This is a genomic window from Shimazuella sp. NTD247, assembly GCF_059510415.1.
Genome location: NZ_JCAJZU010000007.1, coordinates 1 through 26,794 on the forward strand (window position 1 = coordinate 1; position 26,794 = coordinate 26,794).

General features: G+C 38.9%; 26 protein-coding genes and 1 tRNA gene. 20 read left to right on the plus strand and 7 right to left on the minus strand.

The features are described 5' to 3' along the window. Positions 1 to 241 precede the first annotated feature (241 nt). Positions 242 to 649: a hypothetical protein gene (locus tag AC5WOC_RS16475; RefSeq protein WP_496056513.1), complete on the minus strand. Its 408-nt coding sequence runs from the start codon at positions 647 to 649 to the stop codon at positions 242 to 244. Positions 650 to 916: 267 nt separating this feature from the next. On the opposite strand from AC5WOC_RS16475, the gene rapZ reads away from it, so the two are divergent. The 6 genes from rapZ to AC5WOC_RS16505 all read left to right on the plus strand — a co-directional run bounded on the left by rapZ (position 917) and on the right by AC5WOC_RS16505 (position 5,200). Next, positions 917 to 1,789 carry an RNase adapter RapZ gene (gene rapZ, locus AC5WOC_RS16480; protein ID WP_496056514.1) on the plus strand — a complete coding sequence of 291 codons (873 nt, stop codon included), beginning with the start codon at positions 917 to 919 and terminating at the stop codon, positions 1,787 to 1,789. A gap of 7 nt (positions 1,790 to 1,796) precedes the next feature. After that, complete coding sequence (locus AC5WOC_RS16485) at positions 1,797 to 2,792, plus strand: gluconeogenesis factor YvcK family protein (protein WP_496056515.1); 996 nt, start codon at positions 1,797 to 1,799, stop codon at positions 2,790 to 2,792. Positions 2,793 to 2,844: 52 nt separating this feature from the next. Continuing rightward, the gene (gene whiA, locus AC5WOC_RS16490) at positions 2,845 to 3,801 is read left to right on the plus strand and encodes a DNA-binding protein WhiA (protein ID WP_496056516.1); all 957 of its coding nucleotides are present in this window, start codon (positions 2,845 to 2,847) and stop codon (positions 3,799 to 3,801) included. Then, the gene (locus AC5WOC_RS16495) at positions 3,794 to 4,051 is read left to right on the plus strand and encodes an HPr family phosphocarrier protein (RefSeq protein WP_496056517.1); all 258 of its coding nucleotides are present in this window, start codon (positions 3,794 to 3,796) and stop codon (positions 4,049 to 4,051) included. Before whiA ends, AC5WOC_RS16495 begins: the two co-directional genes overlap by 8 nt. 81 nt (positions 4,052 to 4,132) lie before the next feature. After that, positions 4,133 to 4,804 carry a hypothetical protein gene (locus tag AC5WOC_RS16500; protein WP_496056518.1) on the plus strand — a complete coding sequence of 224 codons (672 nt, stop codon included), beginning with the start codon at positions 4,133 to 4,135 and terminating at the stop codon, positions 4,802 to 4,804. Positions 4,805 to 4,846: 42 nt separating this feature from the next. Continuing rightward, the gene (locus tag AC5WOC_RS16505; RefSeq protein ID WP_496056519.1) at positions 4,847 to 5,200 is read left to right on the plus strand and encodes a hypothetical protein; all 354 of its coding nucleotides are present in this window, start codon (positions 4,847 to 4,849) and stop codon (positions 5,198 to 5,200) included. A gap of 398 nt (positions 5,201 to 5,598) precedes the next feature. Here AC5WOC_RS16505 and AC5WOC_RS16510 read toward each other — a convergent pair whose 3' ends face one another. From AC5WOC_RS16510 to clpP, 3 genes are all read right to left on the minus strand, one after another. Continuing rightward, on the minus strand, positions 5,599 to 6,111 hold the full coding sequence (locus AC5WOC_RS16510) for an acyl-CoA thioesterase (RefSeq protein ID WP_496056520.1): 513 nt from the start codon (positions 6,109 to 6,111) through the stop codon (positions 5,599 to 5,601). A gap of 976 nt (positions 6,112 to 7,087) precedes the next feature. Continuing rightward, on the minus strand, positions 7,088 to 8,557 hold the full coding sequence (gene cshA / locus AC5WOC_RS16515) for a degradosome RNA helicase CshA (protein ID WP_496056521.1): 1,470 nt from the start codon (positions 8,555 to 8,557) through the stop codon (positions 7,088 to 7,090). A gap of 284 nt (positions 8,558 to 8,841) precedes the next feature. Continuing rightward, positions 8,842 to 9,429, minus strand: a complete 588-nt coding sequence (clpP, locus tag AC5WOC_RS16520) for an ATP-dependent Clp endopeptidase proteolytic subunit ClpP (protein ID WP_496056522.1) — start codon at positions 9,427 to 9,429, stop codon at positions 8,842 to 8,844. A 430-nt stretch (positions 9,430 to 9,859) separates the two neighbouring features. Between clpP and AC5WOC_RS16525 the strand changes: the two genes are divergently transcribed. The 5 genes from AC5WOC_RS16525 (at position 9,860) to AC5WOC_RS16545 (ending at position 13,368) form a co-directional block, all read left to right on the plus strand. After that, on the plus strand, positions 9,860 to 10,756 hold the full coding sequence (locus AC5WOC_RS16525) for a diacylglycerol kinase (RefSeq protein ID WP_496056523.1): 897 nt from the start codon (positions 9,860 to 9,862) through the stop codon (positions 10,754 to 10,756). A 227-nt stretch (positions 10,757 to 10,983) separates the two neighbouring features. Further along, positions 10,984 to 11,862 (plus strand): haloalkane dehalogenase, encoded by an 879-nt coding sequence (locus tag AC5WOC_RS16530; protein ID WP_496056524.1) that lies wholly within the window; start codon positions 10,984 to 10,986, stop codon positions 11,860 to 11,862. A gap of 197 nt (positions 11,863 to 12,059) precedes the next feature. After that, positions 12,060 to 12,506, plus strand: a complete 447-nt coding sequence (locus AC5WOC_RS16535) for a MarR family winged helix-turn-helix transcriptional regulator (RefSeq protein WP_496056525.1) — start codon at positions 12,060 to 12,062, stop codon at positions 12,504 to 12,506. 60 nt (positions 12,507 to 12,566) lie between these two features. After that, positions 12,567 to 12,692, plus strand: a complete 126-nt coding sequence (locus tag AC5WOC_RS16540; protein ID WP_496056526.1) for a hypothetical protein — start codon at positions 12,567 to 12,569, stop codon at positions 12,690 to 12,692. Positions 12,693 to 13,113: 421 nt separating this feature from the next. Beyond that, positions 13,114 to 13,368 carry a hypothetical protein gene (locus AC5WOC_RS16545; protein WP_496056527.1) on the plus strand — a complete coding sequence of 85 codons (255 nt, stop codon included), beginning with the start codon at positions 13,114 to 13,116 and terminating at the stop codon, positions 13,366 to 13,368. A gap of 339 nt (positions 13,369 to 13,707) precedes the next feature. On the opposite strand, the gene AC5WOC_RS16550 is transcribed toward AC5WOC_RS16545, so the two are convergent. Further along, positions 13,708 to 13,782 (minus strand) — tRNA-Arg (locus tag AC5WOC_RS16550). 406 nt (positions 13,783 to 14,188) lie between these two features. On the opposite strand from AC5WOC_RS16550, the gene gap reads away from it, so the two are divergent. The 7 genes from gap (at position 14,189) to AC5WOC_RS16585 (ending at position 21,681) form a co-directional block, all read left to right on the plus strand. Further along, the gene (gene gap / locus AC5WOC_RS16555; RefSeq protein ID WP_496056528.1) at positions 14,189 to 15,199 is read left to right on the plus strand and encodes a type I glyceraldehyde-3-phosphate dehydrogenase; all 1,011 of its coding nucleotides are present in this window, start codon (positions 14,189 to 14,191) and stop codon (positions 15,197 to 15,199) included. Between the two features lie 53 nt (positions 15,200 to 15,252). Beyond that, positions 15,253 to 16,437 carry a phosphoglycerate kinase gene (locus AC5WOC_RS16560; RefSeq protein WP_496056529.1) on the plus strand — a complete coding sequence of 395 codons (1,185 nt, stop codon included), beginning with the start codon at positions 15,253 to 15,255 and terminating at the stop codon, positions 16,435 to 16,437. Between the two features lie 11 nt (positions 16,438 to 16,448). Continuing rightward, complete coding sequence (tpiA, locus tag AC5WOC_RS16565) at positions 16,449 to 17,186, plus strand: triose-phosphate isomerase (protein ID WP_496056530.1); 738 nt, start codon at positions 16,449 to 16,451, stop codon at positions 17,184 to 17,186. Between the two features lie 3 nt (positions 17,187 to 17,189). Then, positions 17,190 to 18,734: a 2,3-bisphosphoglycerate-independent phosphoglycerate mutase gene (gene gpmI, locus AC5WOC_RS16570; protein WP_496056531.1), complete on the plus strand. Its 1,545-nt coding sequence runs from the start codon at positions 17,190 to 17,192 to the stop codon at positions 18,732 to 18,734. Beyond that, positions 18,731 to 20,014 carry a phosphopyruvate hydratase gene (gene eno / locus AC5WOC_RS16575; protein ID WP_496056532.1) on the plus strand — a complete coding sequence of 428 codons (1,284 nt, stop codon included), beginning with the start codon at positions 18,731 to 18,733 and terminating at the stop codon, positions 20,012 to 20,014. Before gpmI ends, eno begins: the two co-directional genes overlap by 4 nt. Positions 20,015 to 20,049: 35 nt before the next feature. After that, entirely contained in the window at positions 20,050 to 20,283 is a 234-nt protein-coding gene (gene secG / locus AC5WOC_RS16580) for a preprotein translocase subunit SecG (RefSeq protein WP_496056533.1), read from the plus strand. A gap of 810 nt (positions 20,284 to 21,093) precedes the next feature. After that, positions 21,094 to 21,681 (plus strand): RNA 2'-phosphotransferase, encoded by a 588-nt coding sequence (locus AC5WOC_RS16585; RefSeq protein WP_496056534.1) that lies wholly within the window; start codon positions 21,094 to 21,096, stop codon positions 21,679 to 21,681. Positions 21,682 to 21,783: 102 nt separating this feature from the next. Here the strand turns inward: AC5WOC_RS16585 and AC5WOC_RS16590 are convergent, their stop codons facing one another. Beyond that, on the minus strand, positions 21,784 to 22,647 hold the full coding sequence (locus AC5WOC_RS16590) for an NmrA/HSCARG family protein (protein WP_496056535.1): 864 nt from the start codon (positions 22,645 to 22,647) through the stop codon (positions 21,784 to 21,786). 62 nt (positions 22,648 to 22,709) lie between these two features. Next, positions 22,710 to 23,327 carry a TetR/AcrR family transcriptional regulator gene (locus AC5WOC_RS16595; RefSeq protein WP_496056536.1) on the minus strand — a complete coding sequence of 206 codons (618 nt, stop codon included), beginning with the start codon at positions 23,325 to 23,327 and terminating at the stop codon, positions 22,710 to 22,712. A gap of 318 nt (positions 23,328 to 23,645) precedes the next feature. On the opposite strand from AC5WOC_RS16595, the gene AC5WOC_RS16600 reads away from it, so the two are divergent. Both AC5WOC_RS16600 and rnr read left to right on the plus strand, forming a co-directional pair. After that, positions 23,646 to 24,407, plus strand: a complete 762-nt coding sequence (locus tag AC5WOC_RS16600; protein WP_496056537.1) for an alpha/beta hydrolase — start codon at positions 23,646 to 23,648, stop codon at positions 24,405 to 24,407. 6 nt (positions 24,408 to 24,413) lie between these two features. Next, a complete protein-coding gene (gene rnr / locus AC5WOC_RS16605) occupies positions 24,414 to 26,741 on the plus strand; it encodes a ribonuclease R (protein ID WP_496056538.1) in 2,328 nt (775 codons plus the stop codon). Positions 26,742 to 26,794: the final 53 nt, after the last annotated feature.

Genomic DNA, 26,794 nt, shown 5'->3' on the forward strand with positions numbered 1-26,794 from the left:
GTTTATATTTCTGTTTTCAAAAGTGGAGGGAGTATTCCTAGAGGCATAAGCATACACCATTGCTTCTATTAGAGATTTCACCCAGATGTAAAGTTGCGTTTGGGCGAATCCATCCACTATTATCAATCATTTTGAAGGATTTTTTTCTCTCACGATTCAATACTAAGTTAATTATCATTTTTCATCTTTATAAATGTACAGTGGAATAGTCACCAGAATGACTATTCCACTAAGGTGCCAGTTAGCGAATGCCCCTGGCATCAATGAATCCAATTCCACCCTTGTAGTTATCTACCCAATATGCCATAGCTTTATCGTCTAGAATAGGGTCCTGTACACCAGTAATAAACGCATGATAAGAAGCGACTGTAAGCCTGAAGTTAGAATCATGGAAGTGCTTCTGTAGCGATTTAAGGATCTTGTTCCATGCTTTTTCAGTATCCTTAATGCTGGGTTTGATGGGATCGTTGACCAACTGCTTGAGTTGATTTTTCAGTCCCCTTGCCTTTTTCTCTGCCTCAGGGGTGAAGAATGGATCAATCTCAGCAAGAAGCTTTTCACGAAGTTCCTTCTCCTTGGCAGTTAGCTTTGCCTTCAGAGGGTTGGACCATGCTTCCGTAGTAGACTTCATCAGGTCGGCAAACTTCATCAGGAATCCTTTTCTAAACAAACAAGGGTGATATAAGATTTTATATCTTTTTAATAGTATCATAAAGAATTATGTCCTACTAAAAACACTCGAAACTCACTAACCATTTATTCCTATAAATTTCACTAGTAAAAATTACTTATTAAGTATTATATTTAAATTAAATACATTATTTTATATCGATGCTGTATCTATTTCTTCGCTTGCTTTTTTATTGATGGAAAAGGTGCTATAGTAAAAACCATAAGAAAAAGCGGAGTGTGGGCTATGCAGAAACATAATGAAGTACAACTTATTGTAGTAACAGGTATGTCAGGAGCAGGAAAAACAGTTGCAGCTCAGTGCTTTGAGGATCTTGGTTACTTTTGTATCGATAATCTTCCACCAATTCTAATCTCAAAATTTGCTGAGCTATTAGGGCAGTCAAATGGAAAGCTACAAAAAGTAGCACTTATTATTGATCTGCGAGGCAGGGCATTTTTTGCAACATTGTTGGATTCATTAAAGCAGTTAGAGGAACAATATGGAATAGCACACCAAATTTTGTTTTTGGAAGCTGATGATGAAACACTTGTGAGAAGGTATAAGGAGACCAGAAGAAGACACCCTTTGGCTATTGAAGGGACTCCGTTGGATGGAATTCGTCAAGAAAGAGTATTATTACAAGAGCTTCGTGAACAAGCAGATAATGTGATTGATACGAGTAAACTTCGTCCTTTAGAACTAAAAGAAAAGATCAAAATATTACAAAGCGATTCAAATACCGATGTGTTTGTAACCTTCCTTTCTTTCGGTTTTAAACATGGAATCCCTATTGATGCAGATTTAGTTTTCGATGTCAGGTTTTTACCAAATCCTCACTATATTGATGAACTTAGACCACAAACTGGTCGTGAAAAAATTGTATCAGATTACGTAATGAAGTGGGAAGAAACAAAGATTTTCTTAGAAAAAATCACAGATTTGCTAACTTTTCTTATTCCTCAATACAAAAAAGAAGGTAAGTCGCAAGTTGTTGTTGCGATTGGATGTACGGGTGGCAAGCACCGTTCTGTGGCAATTGCCGAGCATCTATATCATACATTGAAGGATCAGGAAAGATGCCAAGTGAAACACCGAGATATGGAGAAGGGCGGTTAACACATGTATGAAACGGAATAGACAGCACCCGCGCATTGTCTGTATTGGTGGGGGGACAGGATTATCCGTCTTATTGAGAGGACTAAAAAAGTTTCCTGTTGAAATTACAGCAATTGTAACGGTTGCAGATGATGGAGGAAGCTCCGGTAGACTGCGTAATGATTTACAAATGCCTCCACCAGGTGACATACGTAATGTTCTCATTGCGATGGCGGACACGGAACCGCTTTTAGAAAAAGTTTTTCAGCACCGTTTTCAAAATGGAAATGGATTAGCAGGTCATAATTTAGGAAATTTGATGATTGCTGCTATGCAAGAAATAACGGGTGATTTTACTACGGCTATTAAAGAGCTCAGTCGTGTACTAGCGATAAATGGCAGAGTTTTCCCAGCAAGTGAGCAAGATGTAGTATTGCTTGCAGAAATGGTTGATGGTTCCATCGTAAGAGGAGAATCACAAATACCAAAAGCAGGAAAAAAAATCCGGCGTGTCTTTCTTCATCCACCTAGTCCCAGACCGCAAGCAGAGGCGATTGAAGCTATTCGTGAAGCTGATGGTATCGTTATTGGACCTGGAAGCCTTTATACGAGCATTTTGCCTAATCTTCTTGTTAAAGGTATGGTAGATGAAATCCGTAAATCAAATGCATGTAAAATCTATATTTGTAACATTATGACACAGCATGGAGAAACGGATGATTTCTCGGCAAGTGATCATATTCGAGTTATTTATGACCATATTGGGCCAGAGTTATTTAATTTCACTTTATTAAACAATGAAGTGCCACCTTCTTTTCTCAAGGAAAGGTATGCTAGTAGTCAACAAAAGATGGTATTACCTGATTTGGAAGAAATTATGAGGCTGGGCTGTCATCCAATTATGGACAATTTGTTACTATATCGTTCTTTGCTTCGCCATGATGCATATCGAATCAGTAAACATATCTTGAGAATCGTACGTGGAAGACTCCGTGAGTATCAAAGTGTAGAGTTGCAGTCATAAGGGAAAATCCTTTAAAATGGATGGTAAGTATAGGTAGTAGAAGGGATCAATCATGTCGTTTACTTCGGATACAAAAAAAGAACTAACAAAGATGGAAACCAAATCATGCTGTAAACGAGCAGAGCTCTCTGCTCTGGTTCGCATGAATGGAATGCTTGAAATTAAAAATAAACAATTGATGGTAGAATTGGTAACGGAGAGCCCTTCTACAGCTAGACGAATGTTTTCATTACTTAGAGGTTTATATCATGTTCAGCCAGAGGTGCTTGTACGAAAAAAAATACGATTAAAAAAAAATAATGTATATTCAATCCGCCTTCATCAGAATTCAGCAAAGATACTTACCGATCTAGGGATCTTTGAAGGGATTGGTTGGGAAAGAATTTCAGGAATTTCTCCAGAATTGATATCCAAGTCTTGCTGTAAGCGGTCCTATTTAAGAGGTGCTTTTTTAGCAGGCGGTTCGGTGAATAATCCAGACAGTGGTTCGTACCATCTGGAAATCATGACTACTTATCACGATCATGCAGAGGCATTGCAAAGCCTGATGGAAGAATACCATCTTCATGCCAAAATGATTGAACGAAAAAAAGGGTACATTGTCTATATGAAAGAAGGCGACAAAATTGGCGAGTTCCTAAACATAATAGGTGCTCATCCATCACTACTACACTTTGAAAACGTTCGCATTATGAAAGATATGCGAAATTCGGTCAATCGACTAGTTAACTGTGAAACTGCAAATCTAAATAAGACAGTTCAAGCAGCGATGAAACAAAAACAAAATATTGAATTGATCGCTGAGCATCTCGGATTGGAGAATATACCAGAAAAATTAAAAGAAGTAGCAGAGCTGAGATTGCAATATCCAGAAGTGAATTTTACTGAACTCGGAGAACTAATCCCCAGCGGAAAAATAAGTAAATCTGCGGTGAATCACCGTATGCGAAAGATTGATGAGCTGGCCAAACAACTACGAGAAAAAATGGGGGAAACAGAAAGTGTATAAACAAAACGTAACGGTTCTATTAGATGTTGGCCTACATGCCCGTCCAGCTGCATACTTTGTTCGAGAAGCTAGCCGTTTTTCGTCGGAGATTTATGTAATCAAAGGTACAGCCAAAGTGAACGCCAAAAGCATCATGGGGGTTATGAGTTTAGCAGTGTCCAAAGGTACAGAGATTACAATAGAAGCGACAGGACGGGATGAACAAGAAGCGGTTGAACGTCTGGTAAAGATTGTACAAGAGAAAAATTAAATATAGTGTCACAATTGTAATGAAAAAAAACTTTTCTTTTTGTTATGATGTAGGGTGATAGAAGAATATGTGGAGGACAACATGGATATTCTACTTTACCCTCTTTTTTTTGTGGGTTGTATTGCATTACTCTTTTGTTGTTTTCGCTTCTTTCAGGAATCCCCTTTTTGGGGAACCGCATGGGTATTTTTTTTGGTCATTACCCTTGCATATGATAACCTGATATTAGCGTGTGGTCGATGGATCGGGTTTGGAGATACATTAGAAACGTTGAGTTTGATACGCTATCTTCTGCATGTTTTATTAATACCAACATTGGTATACGTTTCGCTTGATTTTATCCGTCGGACTGCTGTACGATGGGTAAAAAGTGTGATGGTGCAAGTATTGTTTCATCTTTATACATTAGTACTAACGATCGTGGGTATATTCCATGATTTTTTATGGGTGCATATGGAATCTATTTCTATAAATGGGATTGACAGGTATGTTATTAGTGATTCTCCATTTTCGTTAACTTTTTTCTTTTCCATGATTCCAATGATGATTGCTTCGATTATCATTTGGAGGAAAGTGGAGTGGTCCGTTTTATTACTAGGATGTACACTGACTCTTTTATTAGGATTTGTCTCTTATTTCTTTTCATTTTATGCACTCGGCTCATTTACAGAGCTTGTGTTTATCGCGGTACTAGTTATGACAGAATATAGACTGAAACAGGAAGATTATATTGCCAACCTATTTGAAGCATGAAGATCATTCCACCTAGACAAACTATGTTTAGGAGGTGAAACCATGCTTCGCTATCTAGGTTGGATTATTTTATGTATAGGATTATTATTAACTGGATGTCAGCGTTACTCTGCTCCTGAAAAACGTACTGGACTGGATAATGATACACATTCGTATAGTTATGTTAGTTATCCTGAGACGAAAATGGTACAGGCAGCAAAAACAGTTACTGCTGTGCATCGAGCAAAATTACATTATACAGGCAGAAATATTATAATGGATGTATATGTGAAACCAGGGGTAAAACCAAGTGATTATGCGCTGATTGAGGCTCAGGTGAGAAGAAAGGTCACGCAATCAGCACCACTCAATCCATTTATCCTACATATCCATCCAACAGAAGAAAGCCGAACCTAGAAGTAGGTTCGGCTGTATTTTTTATATTGGGTGGCTGGACGATAGATTAATATCGCCCAGCCGTGAATCCCAATGAGCTGCATCAAGATCGTCATGCCACATTTAAGACACCGGCAACCTCAGATCGCCTCCATCGGAGTATTCATATTATAATAACATTTCATTTATTGATTGTAATCAATTAATTTAATAATATACTTCAGATAAGCAAATTTATTAATTATCCAAATTCGCTTATCCACCCCACTCGCGAAGCGGAACCAGAGGTTCCAAAGTATTACTTTTTGAGAAACCGCCCTAGAGGTCCACTTTGCGAATGGAATATGCCTGCGGAGTTCCTAATATCCAATATGCACTCCGTCTTTCATTTCTTTCCTAAAACGAAAACGATTTAACCTTTATTCCCATGGGGGAACAACTGTTAAATAACTAGCTAATTGTTTGCTCTCTTGCCTTCTTATTTTGCGTATTTCAGCTCTAGCTGGAGCAGTTTCATGTAGTTTCTTTTCTTCTTCCGTTTCGGGCACTACTTTTGGAACTCGCACAGGTCGATTATTTTCCCCAAAGGCAACAAATGTGAGGAAGGAAGTAGCAGCTATTTTTTTTTCGCCATTGTACAGATCTTCTTTGATTACTTTAACAAATACTTCCATAGATGACGTTCCTGTCCATGTAACATAAGCTTCTAAACTAACAGAATCACTCGGCCTAATAGGCTGCAAAAAATCCACAGAGTCTGTTGAGGCAGTTACGACTGATCTTCGACAATGTTTGGTTGCAGCAATCGAGGCAATGTCATCGATATAAGACATTAACTTACCACCAAATAAAGTATTGTGATTATTTACATCAGTGGGAAAAATCCTTGATGTTTTGTAGCATCTTGATTCTCGTGAAAACCGCTGTTCCATGATCATTTTCTCTCCCAACATCTTTGCATGTGAGTATGTTTTCCTTTGATTACTAAATTCATTAAACGAACTTTTTTAAGCGGTTCACCTACTCCTTTCTTATATTCTTTTTATACTCAAATACTTTAAATTTCTTCAATCCATACATCCATTTTTCCGATCATATGCACTCTGATTCGCCTTTTATTTAATCGTCGTTCTAGTTCACGGAAACTAACAACATTATAGCATTTCAAGCGAGAAACCCTACGGTTTAAATGGTGGGCTGAAAGCGAGCGTGGAACGAGGGTGAGAAATTTCCCTTTATCTGTTTAACATTTGGAAAAAGTAAGTTTTCAAACAAAATATATGTATAGTCCCGACAGACGAAAAACCAAGTCTGCTCGTGGCAAAGAAAAAATCTACAAACATAAACTCGTTGGCACACGGGGATAGCTTGGTAATGAAATAGCCATGAGGCTATAGTCCCAAGAAACCAACGACTTTAGCTGTATGGAGTTGTCATTTTATAATTTGCGAGTGACTTAAAATAGGACGTCCCATTGGTTTTTCGCTTTGGCTCAACAGGGTATGTATCTTAGTACAATCCAATCGATATTAAGAAAGCCGAACCTAGTGATAGGTTCGGCTGTATTTTTGATATTGGGTGCCGGCCGCACGTCTTAGTAGAGGAGATCCTGTACCTAGACTTTGCGACCGGCGCCAGCCCGTCTCGTAGAGTTCTTCCCGAACAGAACCGAGAGAATGGTTGCCACTCCTGTCTCATAGGGATGTTTCCGAACGAAATTAGAGTATTCGGCTACCGGGTGTCCTTGTAGGGGTGTACTGTACAGACCTGACTGGCTGTGCAAGAAACTTCGAAGGTGGTAGGATGACCTTCCTTTGCCATCCCAAAGTCCACATCTCCATTGTCTCTTACGATACTATGACATAGTTAATTAGATTATAAGCAGAGTACAATCCTTTGTAAAGATTATTATCTATTTTTCGACTTCTTCTTTTTATCCATAAAACGATTTTTTTGTTTTCCAGATGCAAAGTTTCCACCTTTGTTACTAGGTCGTTTTGTCTTAGGAAAAGTACGTTTTTCTGTACGTCTTTCTGTTTTTTTAGGTGTACGCAGTCTGCCAGGAGCATTGAGATCTGACAAGCTGACTTTGGTTTTATTCGGTTCCTTTGTTATCATTTTTAACGCAGCGGCAACAATTGCTACGGAATCATGATCTTCTAATAATTTTTTAGCTAATTCTCGATATGCACCAAAGTTTTTTTCTTCCACAGTATTACGCAAGTTTTCAACTGCAGTGAGTTGCTGTCCTTCGAAAGCTTCATGTAGAGTGGGAATTGCTTCACGTTTGATTTTCTTTTTTGTCATTCTTTCGATATAGCGGAGATGATCCATTTCACGATAACTGACAAAAGTAATAGCTACTCCGGTTTTACCGGCTCTACCGGTTCTTCCAATTCGATGTACATAGCTTTCTGGTTCTTGAGGAATATCAAAGTTATAGACATGGGTTACGCCCGTGATATCGAGTCCACGCGCTGCGACATCAGTAGCCACCATAATATCGATTGTACCCTCTTTAAAACGACGTACAACGGTGTCACGGCGGGTTTGTGTTAAGTCGCCATGTAAACCCTCAGCAGCATACCCACGCTTGTTAAGAGCCTCTGTGAGTTCGTCTACACGTTTTTTTGTACGCCCGAAAACAATAGCTAGTTCTGGTGATTGAATATCAAGTAAATTGCATAATACATCAAATTTTTGTTTTGGTGCTAGCTCGATAAAAGACTGCTCGATATTTGGCATTGTTACTTCTTTTGCTTTCACTTTTACTTGAGTCGGATCAATCATAAATTTGCTTGCTAACTTGCGGATTTGCTCTGGCATCGTTGCAGAAAAGAGCAGCGTTTGGCGTTCCGTTGGTGCTTGATCTAAGATGGCTTCGATATCTTCGATAAAACCCATGTTCAACATTTCATCTGCTTCATCGAGTACAACGATCTGGGTATTCTGAAGGCGGATGGTTTTCCGGCGAAGGTGATCTTGTAATCTCCCAGGTGTACCTACAATGATTTGAGGGCGTTTTTTCAATGCTCTAATCTGTCTATCGATATCTTGACCGCCGTAAACTGGTAATGCACGAACTTGTTTAAATTGCCCGATTCGATTTAGTTCTTCTGCAACTTGAATCGCAAGTTCCCTTGTAGGGGCAATAACAAGTGCTTGGATACTTTCGTTTTGTGTATCAATGCGTTCGACTAAAGGAATACCAAATGCAGCGGTTTTTCCTGTTCCTGTTTGTGCTTGCCCGATTAAGTCTTTACCTGCTATTGTGATAGGGATTGTGTCTGCTTGGATATCAGTAGCTTCCTCATACCCCATCTGGTGAATGGCTTGAAGTAATTGAGCACTTAATCCTAGCTCAGAAAATGGTTTCAATTTGTTTAAAACTCCTTTGTGTGTAATTGATTTTTATTATTTGTATAAAATCTCATCCTATGTTGCAGGATGTAAAATTTAACTCTGATGAGCAAAGACACTAATTTGAATTGTTTCTTCTGCTTGATATATTTGTTGTTCTTACAAGGCGACTTATAAGAACATAAAAGATATTGTACCAAATATATCCTCGCTAAAATTTTGCTCAATTATAGAATCTAATCTTTTATCCCGCAAAAAATCCACCCAGCAAGGGTGGATTTGACTCAATTTATTTATTCATCTTATTTCTTTTCAATAACTTTGTCAATCAAACCGTATTCCAATGCTTCTTGTGCGCTCATAAAGTTATCACGATCTGTATCTTTTGCAATTCGTTCAATGGGTTGACCAGTGAATTCAGAGTACAAGTGGTTGAGTTTATCACGCATTTTGATAATACGTTTTGCACGTATTTCTATGTCAGATGCCTGTCCCTGTGCACCGCCAAGTGGTTGGTGAATCATCACTTCACTGTTTGGGAGAGCAAATCGTTTTCCTTTTGCACCAGCTGCAAGCAGGAAAGAACCCATAGAGGCTGCTATCCCAATGCAGTTTGTTTCCACATCAGGTTTGATGAATTGCATTGTATCGTAAATGGCCATCCCAGCAGTGATAGAACCGCCTGGAGAATTGATATATAGATGAATATCTTTTTCAGGATCTTCTGCTGCCAAAAATAACAATTGAGCTACAATTACATTAGCAACATCATCATCAATGGCACTGCCAAGAAGAATGATACGGTCTTTTAGCAATCGAGAGTATATATCATAGGAGCGCTCACCACGGTTTGTTTGTTCTACTACCATTGGTATTAGGTTGTTCATCATGTCGTCTCCTCCATATGTAGGAAATATTTTGTTTACAGAACTATCATACCCCATTGGTCAAAAAAGGTCAAATATAATATTTGACGAATTTACTTTTTGATTATCGGTTTAAACACTACAACTTTATACTTGTTTGACTATATTTGTGCTAAGAGTAAAGTTGTAAAATTCAAATTTTCTTGTTCTTTGTATTATACAACCTGTAGTGATTTTTGTTTACAAATCGAAAGTCAGTGATTTTTTTGAAATGTTTGCTGGCAAAAGGTATAGTGGATTCATAGGAAAAGGTGGGTTATTTCTAGAAAAGCAGTGATCTAATCTGATTTCTTAAAGGAATAAGAAGAAAAAGGTTTCTCTAGTTTAGAAGCAGCTTATTGAATCTCTTACATTATTATATAAAAATCAAAAATTTTTTATTGTGGTGATGAAATTGAAAAGAGCAAGAATAATTTATAATCCCTCTTCAGGAAGAGAGATTTTTAAACGAGAGTTACCTGACGTTTTGGTGAAGTTTGAGAAGGCTGGCTATGAAACCTCCTGTCATGAGACAACAGGTCAAGGAGATGCGGAGGCAGAAGCTAGGTTGGCTTCGAATCGGGGCTATGATGTTGTTATAGCTGCTGGTGGCGATGGTACGATTAATGAGGTGATTAACGGGTTGGCAGAAGCATTGGTACGACCGAAGTTTGGCGTAATTCCGGTAGGGACGGCAAATGATTTTGCACGGGCGCTTCATATTCCCCGGGTAATAGATAAAGCTGTAGATATCATCGTGCAAGGAAATTCTATACCAGTTGATATCGGAAAAATGAATTCCCGATATTTTATAAATATTGCAGGCGGAGGTGATCTTACAGAACTAACCTATGAGGTACCAAGCAAACTAAAAACGAGATTAGGGCAACTTGCCTATTACTTAAAAGGGATAGAAAAATTTCCATCACTAAAGGCAACTGAGGTTTCCATTGAGTATGATGGCAAGTTTTTTGATGGAGAAATTATGCTGTTCCTTGTAGCAAATACTAATTCTGTTGGCGGAATAGAGAAGCTGGCTCCAGATTCCAATATTCAAGATGGTAAGTTCTCCATGATCATATTGAAAAAGACAAATCTAACTGATTTTATCAGAATCGTAACTTTAGCAATTCGTGGTGAGCATCTCAATGATCCAAATATCATTTATGATAAAGCCAGCAGGATAATCGTAAACACGAAAGAAAAGATGCAGTTAAATATAGATGGGGAGTACGGGGGGGACGCTCCGGCTAATTTCATAAATCTGCAGCGGCATATGGATGTTTTTGTGCCGAGAAGACAAATAAAATAATGGTAGTATAGATGGGTCAATCTCCATTTTTCGCAATTAATCCAAATAGAAATATGATTTAAGATGATAGAAGTGCATCAATTTTAGATTGGAAAAAATTTTTGTTAATTAGTTGACAAGTCAACGTATTGTGAGTTACACTACTTATAGTTGATAAATCAACTTATTATAAAACCGCAGTGCCAGTTATATGCTGTGGCGGTTTATTACAGAAGGGTGCGAATGATATGTCTAGCGAAACATTTTCTAACAAAAAGAAGCGACTACAGGTTTTGGATTTGGAGATGGCATATGTAGAGGTAGGAACTGGAGATCCGATCGTCTTCTTACATGGAAATCCATCCTCTTCTTATCTCTGGCGGAACATAATTCCCTATGCACAAAAATTTGGACGCTGTATAGCACCGGATCTGATAGGAATGGGTGATTCTGATAAGCTATCGAACAGTGATTCTGATTCTTATACTTTTGTCCAACATCGAAAATATCTTGATGAACTTCTTAATAAACTGGGGGTTGATAAAAATATAATTTTTGTTGTACATGATTGGGGTTCAGCTTTGGGGTTTGATTGGGCGCGCCGTCATCCTGGGGCAGTAAAAGGGCTAGTGTACATGGAGGCGATTATTAAACCACGCAGTTGGAATGAGATGCCTGAACAAGGACGTAAAATTTTTCAAGCATTGCGTTCCTCTGAAGGAGAAAAGATGGTGTTGGAAGAAAACTCTTTTCTCAATGTTAATCTTCCAGTAAGTATTATACGAGAACTGACAGAGGAAGAAATGACAGAGTATCACCGTCCCTTTGTAAAAGCTGGTGAAGGACGCCGTCCAATGTTATCATGGGCGCGGGAGTTGCCTTTTTATGAAGACCCGTCTGAAGTGATTGACGTTGTGAATGCATATGGTAATTGGCTAGCACAAAGTACGATTCCTAAACTATTCATTCATACAGAACCTGGGAGAACTCCAAAATCCCACCTGGATTTTTGCCGCAGCTGGCCTGAGCAGACAGAAGTCGCCGTGTCGGGGCTTCATTACCCAATGGAAGATGCACCGGGTGAAGTAGGGAGTGCAATTGAAGTCTGGTTGAAAAAGATAAAATAGTTATTATCTAATCTGATAGTTATTTTGACTTCCTTAAAAACTATCAGATTTTTTCTTTTATAGATGACTTGAAAAAGGATTTTACCGAAGTTTGAAAGGATAAGCAAGATAATAGATTGACAATTCAAGCAAGAGTAGATACGATTATGATTAGAATTCTAACTAGATGTACTGAGTAGCAAGGGACGTGAGAAATTATGGAAACTTCCAGCTGGGATTGGAAGGATGGATCTCTTGGACGATTAATTAAAGTTTCCTATATCACCTTGCGTCGTGGAGTAGAGGATCAATTAAAGTCTATAGGCCTAACTCACACACAGTGGAGTGCGCTAGGGATTATTTACTATTTTCCAGGGATTACACCTTCGGAGATAGAGCCGATCTTAATGATTGAACGACCAAGTGTAACAAGTCTTATCAATGGTTTGGTCAAAAAGAATTTAGTGATGCGTGTAGATCATCCAAAGGATGCACGTTCAAAACAAATATTTTTAACAGATGAAGGAAAACAACTTGCCGTAAAAACACAATATTTCGCTCAAGTAGTAGAAGATCAGATAAAAGAAGGATTTACTTCTGAAGAGTTGGAAACACTTAAAAAGTTGCTTGTAAAAATGGTTGGTTTCTTTCCGAATAAGCCTTGATCAACCAAATTTTTTTGTTTATATAGTTAGAATTCTAATTAAAATAAGGGAGATAAATAGATGAGTAACGAGATGATCAAAGATCCAAATTGGCTAGGATTTCATCATATTGCTTTGGTTACAGCAGATTTAGATGCTACATTGACACTTCCCATGGCTGAAGCCATGGGATTCTTGGGACGGTAGCCTTCTGACTACTTCATTACCAAGCTAACTCCGTGAGCCCCACGGTTGAACAGAGTTTTTGTTGCTACGTCATAGCAAAGACTTACTGCTTGGATTTCGCATTTCAGTCTAGCCATTTTTCGGTACACATAGCATTTTACGTGCAAAACGATTGGTTTGCACAACCCTATATACTATCCACTTTTCAAAGAGCAACTGTCGATAGTCTAACAATAGAATGTATGTTTGTAACGTGTTTTTTGAAAGATTTGTCAGATTTACGAGAGGTAGAAACCTCCCTCATCTGAAAGTGAGACTTGCCACTTTAGTGGATTGGCGAAACTTGTGCTCCCGTTGTAGTGATGCTCGCTAACATCCCACGATTCAAACCGTGGGTTTTCTCACTCGCAAGATTATAAGTTTTTATCGAGATGTCCTTAAGATGAAAATAGGGCCAATTATTTCAGCTGCAAGACAACGTGGACGTCATTGTTTTATCAAGCCGGGTGATGTGGATACCTGGGGGATTCATTTTTTTGAAGACCCAGAAGCCCTAATTTTCCAAAGTATTGATGCATTGAAACAACTAGCAGAAAATCCAAAATCAACAGGGAGATTCGGCTTCCTGCCAGGTGCCATGCAACACATTGCTTTTCGTCTGAAAAAGAGGCTGCCTGGTCAAAGTAGTAATTTATAGACGGTTAAGTTTGAAAAGTTAATTACCTCTTTTTACAGACAATAGTTTTGTTCATCAGGTTTGATGTTAGATGATTCCATTATAGCATGTCGGAGCATGATTTTTACTTGCTTCATAACATCAAAAAGTCACAGTGCATGCTGTGTTTCACTGGTACATCTATACCGTTTGTGTTTTACTCCGCTGGATTTATCTTCTAAAGTATGGTATAGCAATAATAAAAAAGTTCTCCCTTCGTCTGATACAGACGAAAAGGAGAACATGTTACACTTACATTTGTTTCATTAAACGCTTTTAAAAAGATAACACATCATTAGAAATGTGGCTGTTTCATCAATATGGTGCGCCTACCAGGATTCGAACCTGGGCACCCGGCTCCGGAGACCGGTGCTCTATCCCCTGAGCTATAGGCGCATGATAGAACGACCATCATTATATCACGATATCAATCCATAGTACAACAATAAAAAAAGTGTACAATTTGTGGTTTACCTATACCCTAAAATATAGTAATTTAAAGAAGTAAACATTTTGTTGACAATGATTGATCCTATACATCATTTCTCATGATGATGATAGGAGTTGGTAGATGGCGATCTCATGAATGAACGATAATTTTTATCGTATATAGAGATAGTAAGCGGTTTCCATAAGGCATTTTGTCTTACACCTTAGAGATCAGTCAACGTATATCAACTCCCATTAGAAAGGATGATGGGATGCCATTCATCGTTAACAGTCCACTTGGACTGTTTTATTTATTTGAAATGGCATTTTTTTGGTCATACTACTAAGGAATGCATATAAGGAGGAAGTATGTATGGGTAAAGGTAGAGTTGCAATTAATGGATTTGGAAGAATTGGGCGTAATGTTTTTCGATCTTTGATTGATCATCCTAACTTAGAAGTAGTTACTGTAAACGATCTTACAGACAACAAAACATTGGCTCATTTACTTAAATATGATTCTGTACATGGTACATTGGATGCGACGGTGAAAGTGTCCGATAACGGCTTTAAAGTAAATGATCACGAAGTAAAAGTAACAGCTGAACGTGATCCTGAAAAACTTTCATGGGAAGAAGATAATATCGATATAGTAATTGAATCGACTGGGCGTTTTACCAAGCGTGCAGATGCAGAAAAACATCTCAAAGCCGGGGCGAAAAAAGTAATTATTTCTGCGCCTGCTACGGATGAAGATATTACGATTGTCCTAGGTGTAAATGAAGATAAATATGATGCACAAAGCCACCACGTGATTTCCAATGCATCATGTACCACGAACTGTTTAGCTCCAGTTGCAAAAGTACTGCATGAAAAATTTGGTTTGAAGCGTGGATTTATGACTACTGCACATGCATATACCAATGATCAGCAAATTTTGGATCTGCCCCACAAAGATTTAAGACGTGCCCGCGCTGCTGCTATGTCCATGATTCCGACAACAACTGGTGCAGCGAAAGCGATCTCTCTTGTTCTCCCTGAGCTAAAAGGTAAACTCAATGGTATGTCAATACGCGTTCCTTCTCCAACGGTATCCATTATTGACCTTGTAGCAGAATTAGATAAAGATGTGACAGCAGAAGAAATCAATAGTGCACTAAAAGAAGCAGCAGAAGGTGAATTGAAAAATATACTGGATTATTCCAATGAACCACTTGTATCAATTGACTACAAAGGAAATCCGCATTCTTCAATCGTAGATGGATTATCCACTATGGTATTAGAAGACAGCATGGTCAAAGTTCTCGCTTGGTATGACAATGAGTGGGGCTACTCCTGCAGAGTGGTAGATCTCGTTGATTTCATCTTAGAAAAAGGTGTTTAATCCTTTATTTGAGAAAGAATCTACATGTGTTGCTACTAAGGGAGGAATCATCTTTGAAGAAGCTTACTGTCTATGATGTAGATTTACAAAGCAAGCGAGTGTTTTGTCGAGTAGATTTTAATGTCCCATTGGCAAATGGTGAAGTGGCAGACGATACAAGAATTCGTGCTGCCCTTCCCACCATTAATTATCTACGCGAGCAAGGTGCAAAAATTGTTTTAGCAAGCCATTTAGGGAGACCAAAGGGAAAAGTAGTCGATGAATATCGATTAACCCCTGTTGCAAATCGTCTTTCTGAGCTTCTTTCTGTTAACGTAAAGAAAGTCGATCAAGTAGTTGGCCCGCAAGTAACGGAATCAGTAGAAAAGTTAAAAGATGGCGATATTCTACTATTGGAAAATGTCCGTTTCGAAGCTGGTGAGGAGAAAAATGATCCAGCTTTAGCTAAAGCGTTTGCCGATTTAGCAGATGTATTTGTTAATGATGCATTTGGTGCTGCCCATCGAGCACATGCTTCTACTGCTGGTGTGGCGGCTTATATCCCTGCTGTTGCTGGCCTATTATTACAAAAAGAACTAGAAGTGTTAGGGAAAGCGATAGGGGAACCGGATCGTCCTTTCACTGCCATCATCGGCGGTGCAAAAGTAAAAGACAAAATTGACGTAATACAAAATCTACTGCAAAAAGTAGACAATCTGTTAATCGGCGGTGGTCTAGCCTACACTTTTGTCAAAGCAGAAGGTTACGAAATTGGCACTTCTCTATTGGAAGAAGATAAAATTGATCTTGCAAAAAGTTTGATTCAAGAGGCCAAAGATCGAGGCGTGAAATTGTATCTTCCGATTGATGCAATTATTACTGACCATTTTGGAGAAGATGCAGTAGGAACTGTGGTAGATATTGACCAAATCCCTCCCAATCAGATGTCCCTTGATATCGGTCCCAAAACAAGAGAAAAGTTTCGAGACGTTATCTTACATTCTCAATTGGTGCTTTGGAATGGACCAATGGGCGTTTTTGAAATTGATCAGTTTGCCCAAGGTACTTACAAAGTAGCGGAAGCACTTGCAGAATCGGATGCTTATTCGATTGTTGGTGGAGGAGACTCTGCAGCAGCACTAGTGAAATCGGGTTTAGCAGATCAAGTGGATCATATATCAACCGGCGGCGGGGCATCATTGGAATTTTTAGAAGGTAAAGCACTTCCTGGTGTTGTGGCCTTAACAGATAAAGAATAGGGGGGGGAATCATGCGTAAACCAATTCTTGCAGGAAACTGGAAGATGTATAAAAATATTCTGGAAACAAAGGACTATTTAAGACAGTTTCATGAGAATGCAATTCCTGATGATCGTGAAGTAGTCATTTGTGCACCTTTTCCATCCTTGCCTTGGTTAACAGAAGCTTGTGAAGGGACTGCCATTCAAATAGGTGCACAGAATGTGCACTGGGAATTAGAAGGCGCTTTTACGGGTGAGGTAAGTGTGCAAATGCTAAAAGCTCTTCATGTGACCCATGTGATTATCGGGCATTCGGAGAGACGGGCATACTTTGCAGAAACCGATGAAATGATTGGGCGAAAAGTTCGTACATCCTTAACTGCGGGCCTTACTCCTATTTTATGTGTGGGAGAAACCTTGGAAGAAAAGGAATTAGGAAAGACAAATGAAGTAGTCAAACGTCAATTGCGCACTGCTCTAGAAGATATAAGTCCAGTAGAAGTGGGCAGACTAGTGGTAGCATATGAACCAGTATGGGCAATTGGATCAGGACTTGCAGCAACAACCGACGATGCAGAACATGTTATATCCTATATTCGATCTTTACTTCCAGAAAGATGTCAGGACAAAGTGAGAATTCTTTATGGTGGCAGCGTGAAACCTGAGAATATAGCAACATACATGAGTCAGCCAAATATTGATGGGGCACTTGTCGGTGGTGCTAGTTTAGATCCGGTCCAATTTCACCGAATGTTAGATGAGGTGTAAATCATGCATAAACCAGTAATGCTCTGTATTTTAGATGGATTTGGTTTGCGCGAAGAAACCAAAGGAAATGCAGTAGCAGCAGCTAAAAAACCAAACTTTGACCGTTATTGGAGCAAATTCCCACATACAACACTACAAGCAAGCGGTCACGCAGTTGGTTTGCCAGATGGACAGATGGGAAATTCAGAAGTAGGTCATTTAAATATCGGTTCGGGCAGGATTGTCTATCAAGATTTGACCAGAATAACAAAAGCAATCAATGATCGGTCTTTTTTTGACAATGAAACCTTTATTCAGGCGATTAAACATGTAAAAGACAATAATAGTAGTTTACATTTGTATGGATTACTTTCAGATGGTGGAGTACATAGTCATATCAAGCATCTGTTTGCTTTATTGGAATTAGCAGCTGAGGAAAAATTAGAAAACGTTTTTGTGCATGCTTTTTTGGATGGCCGCGATGTATCTCCTGATAGTTCGGTCAAATATATTCGTGATCTTCAATCGAAAATGAAGGAACTTGGGGTAGGTAAAATCGCTACGCTGCAAGGTAGATATTATTCCATGGACAGAGATAAACGATGGGAACGTACAAAAAAATCATATGATGCGATGGTATATGGAGAAGGTCCGACTTACCAAGATCCAGTTCAAGCTGTACAGGAATCGTATGAAAAAAGTGTTTATGATGAATTTGTTATGCCTACCGTTATTGTTGATGAGAACGGACAAGCAATCGGAAATATTAAAGATAATGATGCCATTATATTTTATAATTTTCGACCAGACAGAGCGATCCAAATATCCCAAGCGTTTACGAATGAAGATTTTCGTGGATTTGATCGTGGGAATCATCCGCCAAAAAACTTATTCTATGTTTGTCTTACAAAGTTTAGCGAGTCAGTAGGGGGATATGTTGCATATAAACCTACAAACTTAGATAATACATTGGGAGAAGTCTTAGCACAGAATAGATTGCGTCAGTTAAGAATTGCGGAAACAGAAAAGTATCCTCATGTTACCTTTTTTTTCAGTGGTGGAAGAGAAGATCCATTTCCAGGGGAAAAACGCATTTTGATCAATTCTCCCAAAGTAGCAACTTATGATTTAAAACCAGAAATGAGCGCATATGAAGTAACCGATGCATTGTTGACAGAGATAGAAGAAGAAAATTTTGAAGTGATTATCTTAAATTTTGCTAATCCAGATATGGTAGGACACTCTGGAAAAATGGAACCTACAATCAAAGCAATCGAAGCAGTGGATGAATGTCTTGGAAAAATAGTAGATGCCTTATTATCCAAAAATGGAGTTGCGATTATTACTGCCGATCATGGGAATTCCGATATGGTAATCGATGAAAATGGCAATCCATTTACTGCTCATACTACCAATCCAGTGCCATGTATTGTGACATTACCGGAAACAAAATTACGTGATGATGGAGTATTGGCTGACCTTTCACCAACTATTTTGGATTTGCTAGATGTAGAAAAACCAAAAGAAATGACAGGAAGGTCTTTACGATTAGGAGGGGATACCAAATGACAACGATAGAAACCGTTTATGGCCGCGAAGTATTAGATTCACGTGGTAATCCAACTGTAGAAGTAGAAGTGACACTAGAATCAGGTATTGTAGGACGTGCTATTGTTCCATCTGGTGCATCTACAGGAGCACACGAGGCAGTAGAACTGCGTGATGGCGAAAAAGACCGTTATGCAGGGAAAGGTGTGTTACAAGCAGTTCGCCATATCAATGGGATTATCGCTGAGGAATTAGAAGGTATGGATGCTTTGGATCAGTTGATGATTGATCAAGCGATGATTCAACTTGATGGTACGCCTAACAAAGGACGTTTGGGAGCAAATGCTATTTTAGGTGTTTCCATGGCTGTGGCTCGTGCAGCTGCAAACGCACTTGGGGTTCCATTATACAATTACTTAGGTGGTTTTAATTCCAAGGTGCTGCCTGTACCAATGATGAACATTTTGAATGGCGGTGCACATGCTGATAATAATGTTGATATCCAAGAATTTATGGTTATGCCAGTGGGAGCCAGCAACATTCGTGAAGCAGTAAGAATGGGAGCAGAAATATTCCATTCTTTGAAAAAAGTATTGAATGAACAGGGACTTTCTACCGCTGTAGGAGATGAAGGCGGATTTGCTCCAAACCTAGCTTCCAACGAAGAAGCATTAAAAACGATTGTGACAGCAATTGAACGAGCAGGATATAAACCTGGAACAGAAGTAAAACTCGCATTGGATGTAGCTGCAACAGAAATATATCAAGATGGAAACTATCACTTTGCTAGCGAAGGAATTACCCGTACTGCCGAAGAAATGATCGCTTTCTATGAGGATTTGGTTTCTAAATACCCAATTGTATCCATTGAAGATGGACTAGCTGAAGATGATTGGGATGGATGGAAATTGCTGACCGAACGTCTTGGCGAGAAAGTCCAGCTTGTTGGAGACGATTTATTCGTTACCAATACCGAGCGCCTAGCAGATGGAATCAGCCGTGGGGTAGGAAATTCTATCTTAGTAAAAGTAAACCAAATTGGTACATTGACAGAAACTTTTGATGCGATTGAAATGGCGAAACAAGCTGGGTATACTGCCGTTATCTCTCACCGCTCCGGCGAAACAGAAGATACGACGATTGCAGATATTGCAGTAGCTACTGGAGCAGGCCAAATCAAAACAGGTGCACCGTCTCGTACGGATCGTGTGGCAAAATATAATCAATTGATGCGGATTGAAGATGAACTTGCCTTCACTGCTGCATACTTAGGAGATAAAGCTTTTTACAACCTCAAGTAATTGTGGTACATTGAATGAGGCGAGGAGGTATGGAAATGGTACTTGCAACAAAAATTTTGTTTAGCATTGTTAGCGTAGCACTCATCGTTGTCATTCTTATGCAATCGAGCAAAAGCGCTGGTTTATCTGGTGCCATTGGTGGCGGCGCTGAACATAATATGGGCAAAGCAAAAGCAAGAGGTATTGACTTACTGTTGTCTCGTTTAACAGCAGTATTGGCAGTGTTGTTTATGGTTCTTGCTCTAGCGGTCGGATATTTTATAAAGTAATTAATTAAATCGAAAACAGCTGATACAGCTGTTTTTTCTTTTTGTTTCTTTATTATTAGGAATAGTTGAAAAAGGGGAAGAGTTTCTTTATAGTAAATTAAGGGGAATTTTCCCTTTCATAGACAGAAAGGTCACATCCCCATGGCTAAGATTACAGACATTGAGAAATTGTGAAAACTGACTAATGCTGAGCTGAAGGAGCTACTGAAGTCTCTTAACTTCGACAATAGTGATGTAAATTTTATTCTTGAGCTGTTTGTAATGAATCAGAATACTTTTAGGGAAGATCCGATCACAGAAGAGATCATTGACTCTATTCCGCATTATATGGATCAAGCGAAGGCAGTCCAGAAGAAGCTCTAGTCTTTATTAATCAAAAAGCAGGGACAGAATTTCTTTTCTGTCCCTGCAGTGCGTTTTGTAATAAATTTTATTAGGAATATTCTTTTATTATTACGCAATTCTTTAACAAATAGTTTGACAATTCCATACGGCTAAAGCCGTTGGATTCTTGGGACGATAGCCTCATGACTATTTCATTACCAAGCTAACCCCGTGCGCCATACGGTTTATGTTTGTTGTTTTTTCTTTGCCCCGAGCAAACTTGGTTTTCGTCTGTCGCGACTATACATATATTACCACGAGAACGTTTGTTTGTAAATCTATTTTTTCCAAAGGTTGAACTGCTGAAGGGAAATTCCTTCCCCTCGTTCAACGCTCGCTTTCATCCCACGATTTAAATCGTGGGTTTTCTCGCTCGCAATGCTATAATAAACAATAACTGACCACTCTTAACACAAGGCAGGGACAATGCTTACAGAGCAGGAAAAGCGTGTAGAGAGGAACAGCAAGTTTCTTGCGAAGGTTCTTCGACACAATCCGGAGCTGGTGGGTATCACACTGGATGAAGCCGGATGGGTTCTTATAGCAGTTCTGCTAGCTGCATGTGCAAACAGCGGTCGGCAGATGACAAATGCTGAGCTATTTGAGACAGTCGAGCTCAATAACAAGCAGCGGTTCGAGCTCTCACAGGACGGGCTTTCTATCCGAGCTACCCAGGGCCATTCGATTACAGTAAATCTCGATCACCCAGTGAAGAATCCTCCGGAGGTTCTCTTCCATGGAACCACTTGTGAAGCTTGGCGAAAGATCAAGCTGGAGGGATTGAAGAAGGGAAAGCGTCACGATGTTCACCTTTCTTCGTCTAAGGAGACAGCTACCCAAGTTGGATCGCGTCATGCAAAGGACGAGAACGACCTTGTAATCCTGCAGGTAGACACCAAGGCAATGGTACAGCAGGGACACGAGTTTCGGGTTACTCCGAATGGAGTCTGGCTGATCGAGCATGTTCCGCCTGCGTTTCTGTCAAGGGTGGAGTTTGACAACCTGGGTAACTAGGTTGTGGGGGTGATGTTCTGTTGTCACCCCGCATAATATTATGTCTAAACAAATAAAACTGCTGTGTATAGGATGCACCGCAGTTTTTTTAAATAGCATGATTTATTTGAGCAATTTTTCGATAGCCGATTTCTCCGTTGTTTTTAGCCAAGTATCGAAATTCATAAGATCAGGGACAATTTGTTGTAATGCCTGAAAATTTACTTGATAGCCCACTTCATTATAAAATTGATAGATTTTAGCAACTTCTTCACTATGCTGATATACAAGATCTAGAGGTACTTCTTTGTATTGAATAGATCTTCCAATTTTCTCAGACAACAATTGTACAATTTGTGGTGGTGTCATGGAGTCTCCAGCGATTTCGATCGTTTTACCAATAAACTTATTTGGAGAATGAAATGCAGTTGCTACGAATTTCCCAATATCTTCTACACTGATCATTGGCACTTCTACATCAGATTTTATCGGAATCGAGAAGAATCCATCGGGTGAAATAAATCGTGGACTGACCAATTCCTCCATAAACGCTGCTGGACGTAATACGGTAACAGGTAAACCGAGTTCAACCATATGTTGTTCTAACTCCCATTTTGCGACACTTCGATAAGCAGATTGCCCTTCTGATCCTCCAACAGAAGAAAAAACGAAGTGTTCTATACCATTAGATTTTGCAGCTAAAGCTACATTTTTTCCAAATCGGAGTTCATCATCGTAGTCACTAATAGGGAGCATAAAGAAAATACCATATACGTCTTTACTGACTTCTTTTAATGAATCTACATCATTCATATCACCTTGAAATAATTCAGCACCCATATCTGATAACTTTTTCGCTACTGCTGATTCTGAGTTTCGAGTAAGTGCTCGTATTTTCCATCCAAATTGTAACAAATGATGTATAACAGCTCCTCCTTGTTGTCCTGTAGCTCCTGTAACAAAAATCGTTTTCTTTTCTGTTTTCATATTCATTTCTCTCCTTTATATAGTTTCTCAAAAATATAAAATCGAATAACGCTATATCCGTATTAATTAACTGTTTTAAATGCATTTCGTATCGACGCTATGGTTTGGTCTGATATATTTCGAATAGTGGATTGGTCTAACTCCTTCCAGTTTTCTATCAACCAATTATCGCTTGCACCGTCGATTGCAATCATCCATTCCAATAGTAGCTCTTTTGGTAAATCAGTTCGAATGACTCCGAGTTCTTGACCTTTTTTTATTAGATTCATGGCGTGTTCTTTACTTTCTTGAACCAGTGATGCGAGTCGTTCGGATGGATCTGTAATCTTAGGGATTACACCGAATATTCTAAAAAGCCAAGGTCGGTCAAATGATCGTGAGATAGGCTCGTAGTGTTGTTGTTCTATGGTTTTCCAGAAATTATTTGCAGTCAAAGTGTTTAAATCTAATTCTAGATTGGATAGGCATAAACATTCATTCACATATCCCACTACTGTACAAAATAGATCAGCTTTGTCTTCAAAATAGTAGTAAGCAGCTCCTTTGCTCATATTCGATTTTTCAAGGATTCGATTAAGTGAGGATCGCTCGAATCCATAGGTTGAAAATTCTTGTGCTGCTTGTTTCAAGAGAATTTCTTTCTTCTCATTCGAAAGTTTTTCAAATCGTGGGTACGGCACTTGGTTACCTCCAATTCAAATAGACTGATTGGTTAGACTTGGTGGTCTGTATCTGTTAATAACATTATTACTATTAATCATAATTGTAAATATAATTAGAAAAATAATTTAATAGCAAATGAAAACGCTTATTAACTACATTGTTATCAATATTGTTGGTTCATTCAGTCAATCAGTAGAACTATTATTGTTTGTTTTTTGCGATTTGTTTCCTATCATGGTATAATTTCATAAGAGTTTCCAGCACTTTTCCTATTCAAGACGACTAAAGCGACTCCGGCAACGAGTCGCTTTCATTATAAATCGGAGCTGAATGTGATGCAGAAAGTAACCCGCTCAAAAGACCCTTTTTTTTATTCTGGAGGAAAAACGGGTATCCTACTAATACATGGATTTACTGGTACTCCTTCTGAATTAAGACCGATGGGAGATTATTTGTATAGTAAAGGATTTACTGTATCTGCACCGCTTTTAACAGGTCATGGAACAACACCAGAAGACATGCAACAAACTACTTGGCAGCAATGGGTGAGTGATGTAGAAACTGCTTATCGTGCGTTGAAGAAAGCAGATATCGATAAAATTTATGTTGCAGGGCTCTCTATGGGGGGAATATTAGCATTTCATTTAGCGTTAAATTACCAGACAGAATTAAGCGGATTAATTGCTATGTGTGCTCCAATTAAAGTGAAAGATTTTCGGGCAAATTTTGTTCGATTGATTCATTGGTTTATGCCATTTTCGTTAAGAAGCGAACCTAAGCACCCCGATATTGAGCAGCATCTTATTCCATATGATCGAACACCACTCAAAAGTGTTGGAGAGTTAAATCGATTGATCCGTTATGTACGAAAAAGATTGAGTAAAATCGAACTGCCTGCCTTAATTGTGCAGTCACGGAATGATGAAACAGTATCTCCGCAAAGCGGACCGATTATTTATAACAGTATTTCATCTCCAGATAAAGCGTTCACTTGGTACGAAAAATCATCACATATTATTACGGTTGATAAAGAGCGAAAAAAGTTATTTAAAGAAGTAGAGCAATTTATATTGCGAACTTCTTCTGAAAGGGAGTAATTTAGGTTGTTAACTACCCAAAAATTATTGCAGTTTTTAGATCAAGAAGCATATAAACCGCTGACTTTCCTTGAAATTATGGAAGCGCTTGATTTAAAGGCTCATGAGACAGAACTAAGAACCCTATTACAAGAATTGGAAGCGACTGGTCAAGTAGTCAAAACCAAAAAAAATAGTTACGGCACTCCAGAAAGAATGAATTTAGTTCGTGGAAAAGTTCAAGGGAATGCCAAAGGATTTGCTTTTGTCATTGCAGATAGTAGCGATTTAAAAGATATCTATATCCATGCAAGTGATATGAATGGCGCGATGGACGGGGATATCGTTCTTGTTCGTGTGTTCCAAAAGAAGAAACAAGACCGTCGTCCCGAAGGAGAGATTGCGAGAATCGTTAAGCGTGGTCGTTCACAAATTGTCGGCGTTTTTCGGGCGATTAATGAACATTTTGGATTTGTTGTTCCAGACGATCGCAGATTACCGGCAGATGTATTTATTCCAGCTGAATATCGTATGGGAGCGAAAAATGGGCAAAAGGTAGTAGTGAAGCTAAGTCATTTCCCTTCAGATCGTAATAGTGCAGAAGGTGAAATAATTGAGATTATTGGAAACAAAAATGATCCAGGTGTGGATATTGTATCTATCATACGCAAACATGGACTACCAGAGCATTTTCCTCCTGAAGTGGAATTGGAAGCAGAGTCTATAAGTGAAACAATTCAAGAGGAGGATCTCATCGGAAGAAAAGATTTACGGAAACGGATCATGGTTACGATTGATGGAGAGGATGCAAAAGACCTTGATGATGCTGTTTCTGTAGAACAACTGGCGGGTGGAAATGTACGACTTGGCGTTCATATTGCAGATGTTGGCTACTACGTGAAAGAAGGCAGCGCGTTAGACCGAGAAGCATATGAACGGGGATGTAGTGTATATTTGGTAGATCGTGTAATTCCGATGTTACCGAAACGCCTATCCAATGGTATTTGCAGTTTAAATCCACATGTTGATCGTCTAACAATGACTTGCGATATGGAAATCGATAATCGCGGTGAAGTTTTACAGTATGATATTTATCCATCTGTCATCTGTACCAATGAGCGAATGACTTATCGCAATGTGCAAAAAATATTGGAAGAAAATGATCAAGAACTGATCGAGCGTTACAAACCATTGGTTCCTCATTTTGAGTTGATGGCACAATTAGCAGGAAAACTCCGTTCCAAACGAACAAGACGCGGTGCTGTAGATTTTAATTTTACAGAAGCGAAGATTGTTGTAGATGAAAATGGAAAACCGATTGATATCGTCAAACGTCCACGTTCTGTAGCGGAAAGATTAATCGAAGAATTTATGCTTGCAGCAAATGAGACCGTTGCTGAGCATTACAATCGCCTTGAAGTGCCTTTTGTATACCGGATCCATGAAAATCCGGATGCAGAGAAACTGCAATCCTTCTTTCAATTTGTTACAACTTTTGGCTACCGTATGAAGGGAAAGGCAGATAAAGTAAAACCAAGAGCTCTCCAAGATTTATTGGCGAAAATTAGTGGAAGACCAGAAGAGACAGTTATCAGTACTATTATGCTTCGTTCGATGAAACAAGCAAAGTATTCTACACAAAACGCAGGACATTTCGGATTAGCAGCAAATTTTTATTCGCATTTCACTTCGCCTATTCGGAGGTATCCTGACTTATTAATTCATCGGGTGATGAGAGAAATATTCAATGAAGGAAGCCTATCAGCCGAACGAACAGAGCAACTGCAGATATTTCTTGCCGATGCTGCAGATCAGTCTTCTATTCGTGAGAGAATTGCTGTAGATGCTGAGCGCGAAACGGATGATCTCAAACAAGCAGAGTATATGACTGAGCATGTTGGTGAAGAATTTGACGGTATTATTAGCGGAGTCACAAGCTTCGGCGTGTTTGTGGAGCTGGAAAATACCATCGAAGGTCTGGTGCATGTTAGCTTTTTAAACGATGATTATTATCGTTATGAAGAGAAATATTATTGCCTAATTGGTGAACGTACAGGCAGAGTCTTGCGTATTGGGGATAAAGTTAGAATCAAGGTCAGCGGAGTAAATATGGAAGATCGTAAAATTGACTTTGAACTTTTGGAGCATATACCACAAGATATCCCATTGCCAACTTCATCCAAGGAAAAAGAAAAGAAAAAGAAGAAGCCAGTAAGAAAAAATCAGCAATCTGCAAAAAAAGTTCCTACACGTAAACCAAGAAACATAGCAAAAAAAGAGGATGGAAAAGACGATACAGCAAGTAATTCTGGCAAACGTCGCAGAAGAAAATCAAAAAAGCCGAGTGTAAAATAAAGGAAAAAGGCTTACTGCGTAAGATGCAGTGAGCCTTTTAGTGAAAATCGCAT